The 12,697-nt window shown below is 62.8% G+C and carries 11 protein-coding genes; 1 reads left to right on the top strand and 10 read right to left on the bottom strand.

Going from position 1 to position 12,697, the window contains the following annotated elements; genetic code table 11:
• Positions 1-89: 89 nt before the first annotated feature.
• Positions 90-1,157, top strand: coding sequence for a TraB/GumN family protein (locus AC1DZ8_RS05655; RefSeq protein WP_477307862.1), 1,068 nt, complete (start codon positions 90-92; stop codon positions 1,155-1,157).
• A 737-nt stretch (positions 1,158-1,894) separates the two neighbouring features.
• Here AC1DZ8_RS05655 and lpdA read toward each other — a convergent pair.
• From lpdA to sucC, 10 genes are all read right to left on the bottom strand, one after another.
• Positions 1,895-3,301: a dihydrolipoyl dehydrogenase gene (gene lpdA / locus AC1DZ8_RS05650; protein WP_477307860.1), complete on the bottom strand. Its 1,407-nt coding sequence runs from the start codon at positions 3,299-3,301 to the stop codon at positions 1,895-1,897.
• A gap of 90 nt (positions 3,302-3,391) precedes the next feature.
• Entirely contained in the window at positions 3,392-4,147 is a 756-nt protein-coding gene (locus AC1DZ8_RS05645) for an SDR family oxidoreductase (protein WP_477400457.1), read from the bottom strand.
• Positions 4,144-4,596: a hypothetical protein gene (locus AC1DZ8_RS05640; RefSeq protein WP_477308039.1), complete on the bottom strand. Its 453-nt coding sequence runs from the start codon at positions 4,594-4,596 to the stop codon at positions 4,144-4,146. Before AC1DZ8_RS05640 ends, AC1DZ8_RS05645 begins: the two co-directional genes overlap by 4 nt.
• Positions 4,597-4,661: 65 nt before the next feature.
• Positions 4,662-5,243: a hypothetical protein gene (locus tag AC1DZ8_RS05635; RefSeq protein WP_477307856.1), complete on the bottom strand. Its 582-nt coding sequence runs from the start codon at positions 5,241-5,243 to the stop codon at positions 4,662-4,664.
• Positions 5,244-5,253: 10 nt separating this feature from the next.
• Positions 5,254-6,537, bottom strand: coding sequence for a 2-oxoglutarate dehydrogenase complex dihydrolipoyllysine-residue succinyltransferase (gene odhB, locus AC1DZ8_RS05630; RefSeq protein WP_477400455.1), 1,284 nt, complete (start codon positions 6,535-6,537; stop codon positions 5,254-5,256).
• Positions 6,538-6,568: 31 nt separating this feature from the next.
• Positions 6,569-9,556 (bottom strand): 2-oxoglutarate dehydrogenase E1 component, encoded by a 2,988-nt coding sequence (locus AC1DZ8_RS05625; protein ID WP_477307852.1) that lies wholly within the window; start codon positions 9,554-9,556, stop codon positions 6,569-6,571.
• A gap of 146 nt (positions 9,557-9,702) precedes the next feature.
• Positions 9,703-10,605: a succinate--CoA ligase subunit alpha gene (gene sucD / locus AC1DZ8_RS05620; RefSeq protein ID WP_477307850.1), complete on the bottom strand. Its 903-nt coding sequence runs from the start codon at positions 10,603-10,605 to the stop codon at positions 9,703-9,705.
• A 12-nt stretch (positions 10,606-10,617) separates the two neighbouring features.
• A complete protein-coding gene (locus tag AC1DZ8_RS05615) occupies positions 10,618-11,115 on the bottom strand; it encodes a DUF1579 family protein (RefSeq protein ID WP_477307848.1) in 498 nt (165 codons plus the stop codon).
• A gap of 3 nt (positions 11,116-11,118) precedes the next feature.
• A complete protein-coding gene (locus AC1DZ8_RS05610; RefSeq protein WP_477400452.1) occupies positions 11,119-11,490 on the bottom strand; it encodes a cupin domain-containing protein in 372 nt (123 codons plus the stop codon).
• Between the two features lie 4 nt (positions 11,491-11,494).
• A complete protein-coding gene (sucC, locus tag AC1DZ8_RS05605; protein WP_477307844.1) occupies positions 11,495-12,688 on the bottom strand; it encodes an ADP-forming succinate--CoA ligase subunit beta in 1,194 nt (397 codons plus the stop codon).
• Between the last annotated feature and the right edge of the window lie 9 nt (positions 12,689-12,697).

Below are 12,697 nucleotides of genomic sequence, written 5' to 3'. Positions count from 1 at the left end.
ATCGCCCTTCTGAGCCTCAGCACTAGTCGACGACAATTTCCCCACACCGATTAACCGTTTCGCCGCTTTTCATCCCTAGAAAGGCGATCATGAAACGCGTCATCGCCATTGCCGACCGCGCGGCCCTTGTGTCGCTGAAGCTGCTCGCCGCGCTCAACGCTCTGTTTTTCCTGTCTTTCCTCGTTGTGCTGCTGCTCGCCATGGGCAAGGCACATGCCGAAGCGCCGGTCTGTGCCGGCGCCGATCTGTTGTCGGCCCTGCAGAAGGACGACCCCGCCACCTATGCCAGAATCGAAACGGAAGCAGCGGCGACGCTGAACGGCAAGGGCCTGTTGTGGAAGCTGGAGAAATCAGGCGAGAAGCCGTCCTTCCTGTTCGGCACCATGCACATGACCGACCCGCGCGTGACCACGCTGCCGCCGGCCGCCAAGCGAGCCTACGACGCAGCCGGCATCATCATCATCGAAACCACCGACGTGCTCGACAAGCAGAAGATGATGGAGGCCATGCTGAAGGAGCCCGAGCTGATGATGTTCACCGACAGCACGACGCTATCGTCGCTGTTGTCGCCGGAGGATGCGGCGGTGGTGAACAAGGGGCTCGATGCGCGCGGCATTCCGCCAGCGAGCGTCTCCAAGATGAAGCCGTGGCTGCTGTCGGCCATGGTCGCGCTGCCGGTCTGCGAGGTCGCCCGCCAGGCAGGCGGCGCTCCGGTTCTCGACGTCAAGCTGGCTGAGGACGCCAAGGCTAACGGCAAGCCGGTAGAAGGATTGGAGACCGCCGCCGGCCAGCTCCGCGCCATGGCTTCGCTGCCGATCGCCTTTCACATCAAGGGGCTGGTTGAAACCCTGAAGCTCGGCGACAAGATAAACGACATCAACGAGACCATGATCGTGCTCTACCAGCGCGGCGATACCGGCACGTTCTGGCCGCTCCTGCGTTCAATGTCGCCAGGCGAGGAAGACGACGCCACAGGCTACGCCGCCTTCGAGCAGGCCATGATCACCGACCGCAACAAGGTGATGGTCGACCACGCCCAGCCGATCCTGGCCAAGGGCAATGCCTTCATGGCGGTCGGCGCCCTGCATCTTCCCGGCCCCGAAGGTCTGATCGAGGATTTTCGCAAAGCCGGCTACACTGTCACCGCCGTCGACTGACTTGCGCCGCCGCCTCTCGCGCACCGAATCACCCAAGACGCGGCTCGTCCGTATTCGCAGTTGATTCGCGACCCGAAGGCCGGTTGGCCCTATTTTTGGCGAAAAAGGCCAGCTAAACTCGTTTCCACCCGTTCGTGATTGATTTTGCGGGGGAAATACTGGCCAACAAGAGATTGCGAATCAGAATTTTCCTGCGTTCGGCAATTTCAAGGCCTAGTATGAAACCCGTTCAACGGTTGCGCGTTGATGGGTGTTGATTGATGCTTTTCATCCACGGAGGACACTTTTATGGCGAACCCTAACGACCCAGCGCCTAAGTCGGGTGGTGGCAGCGGCTGGCTGATTGCGCTGGTCGTCGTCATCCTTGCGATTGTTGCGTACTATATTTTCGGCAGAAGCGGCGAGCATCCTGCGCCCGCCGAGCCGCCGGCAGCCAGCACACCGGCGCCCGCGCCTGCACCGGCTGAACCGATGAAGCCCGCCGAACCGGCGCCTGCTCCCGCACCAGCCCCCGCACCAGCACCGGCTCCTGCGCCAGCTCCCGCCCCGGCACCTGCTCCGGCTCCGGCGCCCGCACCGGCCAACTGATCAGGCCCCTGATTCAACGAAGAACGGCCCGCTGCAAAGCGGGCCGTTTTGTTTTGTGAGACTTTTGGCGATTGGCGGCGAACCACCACCTTCGTCATCCACGGGCGGAGGCCCAGGATGACAAAGTCGCGTGGGGCCGCCCGTCTTCGCTAAATATGGATCGGCTTGAAGAATGTGGCCAGCGCCGCTTCCTTGACCGCTTCCGACATGGTCGGATGCGCGTGACAGGTGCGGGCGAGATCTTCCGACGAGCCGCCGAACTCCATCAGCACCGCCGCCTCGTGGATCATCTCGCCGGCGCCGAAGCCGACGATGTGAACGCCGAGCACGCGGTCGCTCGCCTTGTCGGCGAGGATCTTCACAAAGCCGTCCGTATGCAGCATGGCGCGCGCCCGGCCATTGGCGGTGAACGGGAATTTTCCCACCTTGTAGTCGATGCCGGCCTTCTTCAGTTCTTCCTCGGTCTTGCCGACCGAAGCGATTTCCGGGCTGGTGTAGACGACGCTCGGGATGACGTCGTAATTCACATGGCCGGCCTGGCCGGCAATGGTCTCGGCTACCGCCACGCCTTCGTCCTCGGCCTTGTGCGCCAGCATGGGTCCGGCGATGACATCGCCAATGGCATAGATCCCGGCCACATTGGTCCGCAGATGCCCGTCGGTCTTGACCCGGCCGCGCTCATCGACCTCGACGCCGGCCTCCTTCAGCCCGAGACTGTCGGAATAGGCGCGCCGTCCCGTCGAGATCAGCACCGCATCGGCCTCGATGGTCTCGGCAGCACCGCCGTTGACCGGCTCGAAGGTGACCGTCGCGCCCTTCTTGGCCTTGGTGACGCCGGTCACCTTGGCGCCGAGCTTGAACTCACAACCCTGCTTGGAGAGCAGGCGCTGAAACTGTTTTGACACCTCGCCGTCCATGCCGCCGAGAATAGTGTCGAGGAATTCGACCACGGTGACCTTGGCGCCGAGCCGCGCCCAGACCGAGCCGAGTTCGAGACCGATGACGCCGCCGCCGACCACCACCAGACGCTCCGGAACCTTGGCCAGCGACAGTGCGCCGGTCGACGACAGGATCACCTTCTCGTCGATGTCGACCTTGACGCCGGGAATGCCGGCGACATCCGAGCCGGTGGCAATGACGATGTTTTTTGTCTCGAGCTCCTCGACCTTGCCGTCCTCAGCCGTCACCGAGACCTTGCCGGCGGCGACCACCTTGCCGGTGCCACGGAACGAGTCGATCTTGTTCTTCTTGAACAGGAAGGCGACGCCGTTGACGTTGGCCGAAACGGTCGCGTCCTTGTGCGCCATCATCTTCTTCAGATTGAGTTTCGGCGCCGGTATCTCGACGCCCAGCGTATCGAAGGAATGGCCGGCCTCGGCGAACATCTCGGAGGCGTAGAGCAGCGCCTTGGACGGGATGCAGCCAATGTTGAGGCAGGTGCCGCCGAAGGTGGCGTTCTTCTCGACCACCGCGACCTTCAGCCCGAGCTGCGCCGCCTTGATGGCGCAGACATAGCCGCCCGGTCCCGACCCGATGATAACGACGTCATAAGCCATGATGGGTGTCCTTCTTGCCTAGAGCATGATGCCGAAAAGTGTGAAGCGGTTTTCGGAGAACATCATGCTCTATCCCTTTGATTTGTGGCCTCAGCGGCCGCCGCTAACATTCAGGATCGCGCCTGTCGTATAGGACGCTTCATCCGACAAAAGATAGAGAACGGCATGCGCGACTTCATCCGCCGTGCCGGCCCGTTTCATAGGCAGCATGTCGCGGAACCGCTCGACCCGGTCCGGTTGACCGCCGGATGCGTGGATCTCGGTGTCGATAATGCCTGGCCGTATCGCATTGACGCGCACGCCTTCGGTCGCGACTTCGCGTGCCAGCCCGAGCGTGAAAGTGTCGATCGCCGCCTTGGACGCGGCGTAGTCGACATACTCGCCGGGCGAACCGTGTATCGACGCCGCCGACGAAATGTTGACGATGGCGCCGCCATGGCCGCCATTCTTGCTCGACATGCGCTTGACCGCCTCACGCGCGCACAGAAACGAGCCGATGACATTGATGCGCATCATGCGTTCCAGTCGCGCCAGGCTCATTTCGTCGACGCGCGCCTTGACGTCGACGACGCCGGCATTGTTGACCAGCGCATCGAGCCGGCGGAAGCGATGGTCGACCGCCTCGAACATGGCGACGATGTCGGCTTCGTTGCCGACGTCACCCTTGACCGCGAAAGCTTCGCCGCCCGCCGCCTCGATCTCGGCGACCAGCGCCTTGGCGGCAGCCTCATTCGAAGCATAGTTGACCGCGACGCGGTAACCGGCGGCGGCACCGAGCCGGCAGACGGCCGCGCCGATGCCGCGACTGCCGCCGGTGACCAGAAGCACTTTCTTGGCCGCGCTCATTCCTGGCAACCTTTCAGCAGAAACACATCCCACGGCAGTTTCGAGAAACCGTTGGCGCCGAAGGCCGACGACATCTGCAGCGACGGTCCGAGATCCGGAAAAATCAGGCTCTGCGGTGCGTCCGTGCCTTCCGACGCCAGAAGCGCGATGTTGCCCTTGTCGTCGGCGCTGTAGACGACGCCTTGCCACACGGTGCAGGCGGCGAGTTCGTCCCCGGTGACGTCACCGGTCGGGCATTTGTACATCAGCGATCCGTGCGGCCGCGAAACGCCTGTGGTCCACATGACGATGCCGTCGAGCACGACTCCCTTGTCGAGCACCATCCTGAAGGAGTTGGTGACGGTGGCCGCATCCATCGTCGGCCGGAAATCGATGCCGGCATCGCTCTCGGCATCGCCATAGACGGCAAGCGCCAGCGGACAGGCGGGATAGGCGACCGCAGGGATCATTGCCACGCCGACCGCTATCGATGCAGTCGACAGGCTTTCGGACAAGAAAGAACGGATCGTCACTGCTATCCGCCTTGAACAGCTTGATCGAGGATGAAGATCGTCGAAAGAAAATAGTCCATCTCGAACGCCACGTTCTCATTCCTGTCGACCGGAACCGCGTTCACCTCGTATTTGAGGGTCAAAATGCGAGAACTCTCCGCCAGCTCAATATAAACGTCGCGCTCGCGGCCACCGCCGATTGCCCACTTGAATTCGCTTTCGTTCAGGAACTGCAGTGCCTTGGGCAAGGTATGTATCGCTATCGGCTTTGTGCCTGCAAAAGTCACGGGATGCCGGCCAACATCGACATCCAGATGGCCGTGCCAAGTCGCCATCATTCCACCCGGTTGCATTCTTCCGAAAACAGGCTCGATGCTGATCGACCGCAAGCGAAAATCGGGGCTGAAGAAGAATTCGCAATTCGTGCCGTATATGCACCAAGCGGATCCGGCATCCCCGTGGCGAAAATGATTGTCCGCCCGCACATCCTCCGGATCGATCAAGCCTCGAATCGTTTCACGGCTGCTTTTGCCAAGCTCGACAGGCCCCGCCCGGCCTGTCGTAACAAGCTCGAACAGATCGATTGGCTCGGCAGTTTCAGCCACCGAACCGATCCTAGAGGTCGAGCACCAGCCGTTCCGGATCTTCCAGGCTGTCCTTGACGCGGACCAGGAAGGTCACCGCTTCCTTGCCGTCGACGATGCGGTGATCGTAGGAGAGCGCCAGATACATCATCGGCCGGATCACGATCTGGCCGCCGACCACGACCGGCCGGTCCTGGATCTTGTGCATGCCGAGAATACCCGACTGCGGCGCATTGAGGATCGGCGTCGACATCAGCGAGCCGTAAACGCCGCCATTGGAGATCGTGAAGGTGCCGCCTTGCATATCGGCGACCGACAGCTTGCCGTCACGCGCGGCAATGCCCAGCCGGCCGATATCCTTCTCGATCTCGGCAATCGACATCTGGTCGGCGTCGCGCACCACCGGCACGACGAGGCCCTTTTCGGTGCCGACGGCGACGCCGATATGGGCATAGTTCTTGAAAATGATGTCGGTGCCGTCGATCTCGGCATTGACCGAGGGGATCTCCTTCAAGGCGTGGGTCACGGCCTTGGTGAAGAAGCCCATGAAGCCGAGCTTCACGCCATGCTTCTTCTCGAAGATGTCCTTGTACTTGGTCCTGAGCGCCATCACCGCTGACATGTCGACCTCGTTGAAGGTGGTCAGCATGGCGGCGGTCGACTGCGCTTCCTTCAGCCGGCGCGCAATGGTCTGGCGCAGCTTGGTCATGCGCACGCGTTCTTCACGCGAAGCATCGTCACCGGAAGACGGCGCACGCACCGCGACCGGGGCCGGCGCAGCCTTCGGCGTTTCGGCCGGCTGCGACGGTGCGCCCTTGGAAATCGCGTCGAGCACGTCGCCCTTCAGCACCTGGCCGCGCTTGCCCGAGCCGGAGACCTGGTCGACCGACAGATTGTTCTCGGCGATCAGTTTGGCTGCGGCCGGCGCCGGCGGCATGGTGCGCGCCTCGACCTGGCTGTCGCCGGCGATCTTGGCCGTCTCGGCGGCCGCCTGCTTGGTGGTGTGTGCGGCGTCCGGGCTCGACGCCTGCGCAACCGCCTTGGTCTCCTGCTTGCTCGCCGGAGCTGCGGCCGCACCGCCGGCAGAGATCGACCCGAGCAGCGCGCCGACACCGACGGTCTCACCTTCCTTGGCGACGATTTCGCTCAGCGTGCCGGCGGCGGCGGCAGGCACCTCCACCGTCACCTTGTCGGTCTCGAGCTCGACCAGCGGCTCGTCGACGGCAATGGCATCGCCGACCTTTTTGAACCACTTGCCGATGGTCGCCTCGGTGACGGATTCGCCGAGAGTGGGAACGCGGATTTCGGTAGCCATTGTGCCTGTCCGTTTCTTCTCTGTGTGAGTTCTATTCGCCGAGCGCGTCTTCGAGCAGGGCAGCAAGCTGTGCCAGATGCTTCGACATCAACCCGGTCGCCGGCGATGCCGCCGCCGGCCTGCCGGTGTAGCGCACGCGCTGATGCTTGGCGTCGATATGCGCCAGCACCCATTCCAGATACGGATCGATGAACGACCAGGCGCCCATGTTCTTGGGCTCTTCCTGGCACCACACCATCTCGGCGTTACGGAAACGCGACAGTTCGGTGATCAGCGCCTTGGCCGGGAACGGGTAGAGCTGTTCGACGCGCAGCAGGTAGATGTCGTTGATCCCACGCTTTTCGCGCTCCTCATAGAGGTCGTAGTAGACCTTCCCCGAGCACAGCACGACACGGCGGATCTTCGAATCCTTGACCAGCTTGATCGCCTGGTTCTCCAACAGCTGGGCATCGTCCCACAGCAGCCGGTGGAACGAGCTTTCGCCCGACATTTCCGGCAGCGTCGACACCGCCCGCTTGTGGCGCAGCAGCGACTTCGGCGTCATCAGGATCAGCGGCTTGCGGAAGTCACGCTTCAACTGCCGGCGCAGGATATGGAAGTAGTTGGCCGGCGTGGTGCAGTTGGCGACTTGCATATTGTCTTCGGCACAAAGCTGCAGGAAGCGTTCGAGACGCGCCGAGGAGTGTTCCGGACCCTGGCCCTCAAAACCATGCGGCAGCAGGCAGACCAGGCCCGACATGCGCAGCCACTTGCGCTCGCCCGAGGAGATGAACTGGTCGAACACCACCTGGGCGCCGTTGGCGAAGTCACCGAACTGCGCCTCCCACAAGGTCAGCGCCTTCGGCTCGGCAAGGCTGTAGCCATATTCGAAGCCGAGCACCGCCTCTTCCGACAGCATCGAGTTGATGACTTCATAGCCGGCCTGCGCCGCCGACAGATTGTTGAGCGGGATGTAGCGGGTCTCGTCGCGCTGGTCGTAGAGCACGGAATGGCGCTGCGAGAAGGTGCCGCGTTCGGAATCCTGCCCGGACAGCCGGATCGGATTGCCGTCGAGCAAGATGGCGCCGAAAGCCAGCGCTTCGGCCGTCGACCAGTCGATGCCTTCGCCCGAGTCGATCGCCTGGCGGCGGTTTTCGAGGAAGCGGATGATGGTCTTGTGGGCCTCGAAACCCTTTGGCACCTCGGTCAGCTTCTTGCCGATGTCCTTCAGCACCTTGACCGGCACGGCGGTCTTGCCGCGCCGCTGTTCGTCCTGGTTGTCGGCGGTGCGCAGGCCCGACCAGGCGCCATCCAGCCAGTCGGCCTTGTTGGGCTTGTAGTGCTGGCCGACTTCCCACTCGGATTCCAGATGCGCGCGCCAGTCGGCCTTCATCTGATCGACTTCGGCCTGGGTGATATGGCCCTCGGCAATCAGCCGGTCGGCATAGACCTGCACCGTCGTCTTGTGGTTGCGGATGTTGGCGTACATGATCGGCTGGGTAAAGGAAGGCTCGTCGCCCTCATTGTGGCCGAACCGGCGGTAGCAGAACATGTCCACCACCACCGGCTTGTGGAACTTCATGCGGAATTCGATCGCCACCTTGGCGGCATGGACGGTGGCTTCCGGATCGTCGCCATTGACGTGGAAGATCGGCGCTTCGATCATCTTGGCGACGTCGGACGGATAGGGCGACGAGCGCGAGAAGCGCGGATTGGTGGTGAAGCCGATCTGGTTGTTGATGATGAAATGCAGCGTGCCGGCGACGCGGTGGCCGCGCAGGCCAGACAGGCCGAGGATTTCGGCGATCACGCCCTGGCCGGCGAAGGCGGCGTCGCCGTGCAGCAGCAGCGGCAGCACCTTGGCGCGTTCTTCCAGCGGCACGATTTCCTCACGGCTGCGGCCGAACAGATAGTCCTGCTTGGCGCGCGCCTTGCCCATCACCACCGGATCGACGATTTCCAGATGCGAGGGGTTGGCGGTCAGCGACAAATGCACCTTGTTGCCGTCGAACTCGCGGTCCGACGAGGCGCCGAGATGGTACTTGACGTCGCCCGAGCCTTCGACCTCGTCGGGAGCGGCGGAGCCGCCCTTGAATTCGTGGAAGATGGCGCGGTGCGGCTTGGCCATCACTTGGCTGAGCACATTCAGCCGGCCGCGATGCGCCATGCCGAGCACGATTTCCTTCATGCCGAGCTGGCCGCCGCGCTTGATGATCTGCTCCAGCGCCGGGATCAGCCCTTCGCCGCCATCGAGACCGAAGCGCTTGGTGCCCTTGTACTTGACGTCGATGAACTGCTCGAAACCTTCGGCCTCGACCAGCTTCTGCAGGATCGCCTTCTTGCCGGTGGCGGTGAAGGAAATCTCCTTGTCGGTGCCTTCGATGCGCGCCTGGATCCAGGCCTTCTCCTCGGGATCGGAGATGTGCATGAACTCGACGCCGAGCGTCGAGCAATAGGTGCGGGTGAGAATCTCCAGCATCTGCCGGATGGTTCCGAATTCGAGGCCGAGCACATTGTCGAGGAAGATCGGCCGGTCGTAATCGGCTGCGGTGAAACCGTAGTTCTCCGGCGACAGCTCGTTGTAGTCCTCGAGCGGCTTGGCGATGCCGAGCGGGTCGAGATTGGCGTGCAGATGGCCGCGCATGCGGTAGGCGCGGATCATCATGATGGCGCGCACCGAATCGCGGGTCGCCTGGTGCACGTCGGCGTCCGACAGCACGATGCCGTTGGTGACCGCCCTGTCCTTGACCTTCTTTTCGACCGTCTTCTCGACCATACCCCAATTGCCGTCGAGCGCCGACACCAGTTCGCCATTGGCCTGCAGCGGCCATGAGGGCCGCGCCCAGGAAGCGCCCTTGGCGTTCTTGCGCACATCGCCGGCGTCGTCCTTCAGCGCCGCGAAGAAGTCCTGCCATTCGGGGTTTACCGACTCTGGATCATCCTCATAGGACGCGTACAGCGCGTCGATGTAGTCGGCATTGCCGCCATAGAGAAATGAGGTGAGCGAAAATTGGTCGTTGGCCTGATCTTGTCTTGCCATTTTTGTCTGCGGAGCCTAGCTCCGTCTCCTTTTTCAAGGGGAATAGTGAGTAGTCAGTAGTGAGTAGAAAATGGAATTTTCCCGCTCAGCAGCTACTCACACGTTCTTCCCTTTTCACTACTCACTAATGACTACTCACTACTCACTTACCCTTTGATCGCCTCGACCAGGGTCGTGCCCAGCCGTGCCGGCGATGGCGAAACCTTGATGCCGGCCGATTCCATCGCCGCGATCTTGTCTTCCGCGCCGCCCTTGCCGCCGGAGATGACCGCGCCCGCATGGCCCATGGTGCGGCCGGCCGGCGCGGTGCGCCCGGCAATGAAGCCCGCCATCGGTTTCTTGCGGCCGCGCTTGGCCTCGTCCTTGAGGAACTGCGCGGCGTCTTCCTCCGCCGAACCGCCGATCTCGCCGATCATGATGATCGACTTGGTCTCGTCGTCGGCAAGGAACATCTCCAGCATGTCGATGAACTCGGTGCCCTTGACGGGGTCGCCGCCAATGCCGACGGCGGTGGTCTGGCCGAGGCCGACATTGGTGGTCTGGAAGACTGCCTCATAGGTAAGCGTTCCCGAGCGCGAAACAACGCCGACCGAACCCTTGCGGAAGATGTTGCCGGGCATGATGCCGATCTTGCATTCGTCCGGGGTGAGCACGCCCGGGCAGTTCGGCCCGATCAGCCGCGAGGTCGAGCGGTCGAGCCGCGCCTTGACCTTGACCATGTCCATCACCGGAATGCCTTCGGTGATGCAGACGATCAGCGGGATTTCGGCCTCGATCGCTTCCAGGATGGCTTCGGCGGCGCCCGCCGGCGGCACGTAGACGACCGAGGCGTTGGCGCCGGTCTTGGCCTTGCCTTCGGCGACGGAAGCGAAGATCGGCAGGCTTTCGCCCTTGGCGCCGGTCCAGGTCTCGCCGCCCTTCTTGGGATGGATGCCACCCACCATCTTGGTGCCGTGATAGGCCAGCGCCTGCTCGGTGTGGAACGTGCCGGTCTTGCCGGTCAGGCCCTGAACCAGCACCTTGGTGTTCTTGTCGATGAGAATGGACATCGGAGCCCTTTGCTAAAAACCGTTGATCGTTGAAGGCGAGACGCGCCGGTAGACGCCGCTCACCATGTCTTGCCAGTTGTCGCTGTTGGCAGGTTTGAAATGCAGTCGCATGCGGTAGGCATCGGCATCGTCGAAAAGATACGTCACGCGCGCGGCGCCGCGCGGCGACGAACGCTCCAGGACCAGCTCAGCGCCGTTCCACGTGCCCGTGGCCGGCGAGGCCGGCACAAAGCCCATCGAATCGAACTGATGCATGGTGACGAGGCTGTTTTGCTGGTCGAAGCCGAACACGCTGTGCGCGCCGAACGATATGGTTCCATCGCGGCGCTGGCGATAGCGCTGCACCACGAACAGGCCGCCGAACTGTGCCTCCGCCAACACGTCCGAAGTGGCTGTGCCGCCATCAGCCCATTGTGTCTCCGCCAGCTCTTCCTCGCCACGCCACGCACCGACCAGCGCCTGCAGGCGTTGGTGATCGGCCGAGAGCGAGGAGAAGGAAGCCGCGTTCATGGGTCAGAGCCGCTTCAGGTCGGAGACGGTGAGGTCGCTCTTGGCGTTGCCGGTGTTGAGCGTCGTCGCCGGCTCGAACATCAGCACGACCGGCTCGGCGGTCAGCGACCGTGGCCGGTGCTCGACCCCCTTCGGCACGACGATGAAATCGCCCTCGCCGAGTTCGACCGGCCCATCGCGGAAATCGATGGCAATGCGCCCGCGCAGCACGAGGAAGGCTTCGTCCTCATGCTCATGCGCATGCCAGTCGAAGGTCTCGCCAAACTTGGCGACCTTGGCCTGGCTGTCATTGACGTCGCCGGCGATATGCGGATCGAAGACCTTCTTGATCTTCGCGTCCGCTGCCTCGACCAGGTTTATCTTGCGCGGAGGCATCCGCTCAGCCCTTCACCGCCGCCACGATCTTCTTGGCTGCGTCGTCGAGATCATCGGCCGACACGACGTTGAGGCCGCTGTCGTTGATGATCTTCTTGCCGAGTTCGGCATTGGTGCCTTCCAGGCGCACCACCAGCGGCACTTGCAGGCCGACTTCCTTGACCGCAGCAATGACGCCCTCGGCAATGATGTCGCACTTCATGATGCCGCCGAAGATGTTGATCAAAATGCCTTTGACCGCCGGATCCTTGGTGATGATCTTGAACGCCGCCGTCACCTTCTCCTTCGACGCGCCGCCGCCGACATCGAGGAAGTTGGCGGGCTCGGCGCCGTAGAGCTTGATGATGTCCATCGTCGCCATGGCCAGGCCTGCGCCATTGACCATGCAGCCGATATTGCCGTCGAGCGCGACATAGGCGAGGTCGTATTTCGACGCCTCGATCTCCTTCTCGTCCTCTTCGGTGGTGTCGCGCAGTTCCATCAGTTCGGGATGGCGAAACAGCGCATTGTTGTCGAATGACACCTTCGCATCGAGCACGCGCAGCCGGCCGTTCTTCATCACGATCAGCGGGTTGACCTCGAGCAGGCTCATGTCCTTTTCGACGAAGGCCTTGTAGAGGATCGGGAACAGCGTGCCGGCATCCTTGGCAGCTTCGCCGGTGAGGCCCAGCGCTTCCACCAAAATGTCGACGTCGATGGTCGTCACGCCGGCCAGCGGGTCGATGGCGCGGGTGATGATCTTTTCCGGCGTGTCGTGGGCGACGCCTTCAATGTCCATGCCGCCTTCGGTCGACACGACGAAGGCGATGCGGCCGACCGTGCGGTCGACCAGGATCGACAGATAGAGCTCGCGCTCGATGTCGGCGCCGTCCTCGATATAGAGCCGGTTGACCTGCTTGCCGGCCGGTCCGGTCTGCTTGGTCACCAGCGTGTGGCCGAGCATATCATTGGCGTTGGCGACGACATCGGCCACCGACTTGGCCAGCCGCACGCCGCCCTTGGCATCCGGACCAAGCTCCTTGAACTTGCCCTTGCCGCGGCCGCCGGCATGGATCTGGCTCTTCACCACATAGAGCGGGCCGGGCAGCGCCTTGGCGGCGGCTTCCGCCTCGCTCGCCTTGAACACCGGCACGCCTTCGGCCACCGGCGCGCCAAAGCTCCTCAGCAGCGCCTTGCCTTGATATTCATGGATGTTCATCTGGATGGT

It is taken from the genome of Mesorhizobium sp. P2_F7, assembly GCF_056403695.1.
Note: the sequence above shows the minus strand (reverse complement) of the source record. Positions and strands in the feature narration are given on the sequence as shown.

Excerpts from the sequence above, each read along its gene's own strand:
- AC1DZ8_RS05655 (WP_477307862.1), top strand. The coding sequence starts at position 90 with ATGAAACGCGTCATCGCCATTGCCGACCGCGCGGCCCTTGTGTCGCTG.
- lpdA (WP_477307860.1), bottom strand. The coding sequence starts at position 3,301 with ATGGCTTATGACGTCGTTATCATCGGGTCGGGACCGGGCGGCTATGTC.
- AC1DZ8_RS05645 (WP_477400457.1), bottom strand. The coding sequence starts at position 4,147 with ATGAGCGCGGCCAAGAAAGTGCTTCTGGTCACCGGCGGCAGTCGCGGC.
- AC1DZ8_RS05640 (WP_477308039.1), bottom strand. The coding sequence starts at position 4,596 with ATGATCCCTGCGGTCGCCTATCCCGCCTGTCCGCTGGCGCTTGCCGTC.
- odhB (WP_477400455.1), bottom strand. The coding sequence starts at position 6,537 with ATGGCTACCGAAATCCGCGTTCCCACTCTCGGCGAATCCGTCACCGAG.
- AC1DZ8_RS05625 (WP_477307852.1), bottom strand. The coding sequence starts at position 9,556 with ATGGCAAGACAAGATCAGGCCAACGACCAATTTTCGCTCACCTCATTT.
- sucD (WP_477307850.1), bottom strand. The coding sequence starts at position 10,605 with ATGTCCATTCTCATCGACAAGAACACCAAGGTGCTGGTTCAGGGCCTG.
- AC1DZ8_RS05615 (WP_477307848.1), bottom strand. The coding sequence starts at position 11,115 with ATGAACGCGGCTTCCTTCTCCTCGCTCTCGGCCGATCACCAACGCCTG.
- AC1DZ8_RS05610 (WP_477400452.1), bottom strand. The coding sequence starts at position 11,490 with ATGCCTCCGCGCAAGATAAACCTGGTCGAGGCAGCGGACGCGAAGATC.
- sucC (WP_477307844.1), bottom strand. The coding sequence starts at position 12,688 with ATGAACATCCATGAATATCAAGGCAAGGCGCTGCTGAGGAGCTTTGGC.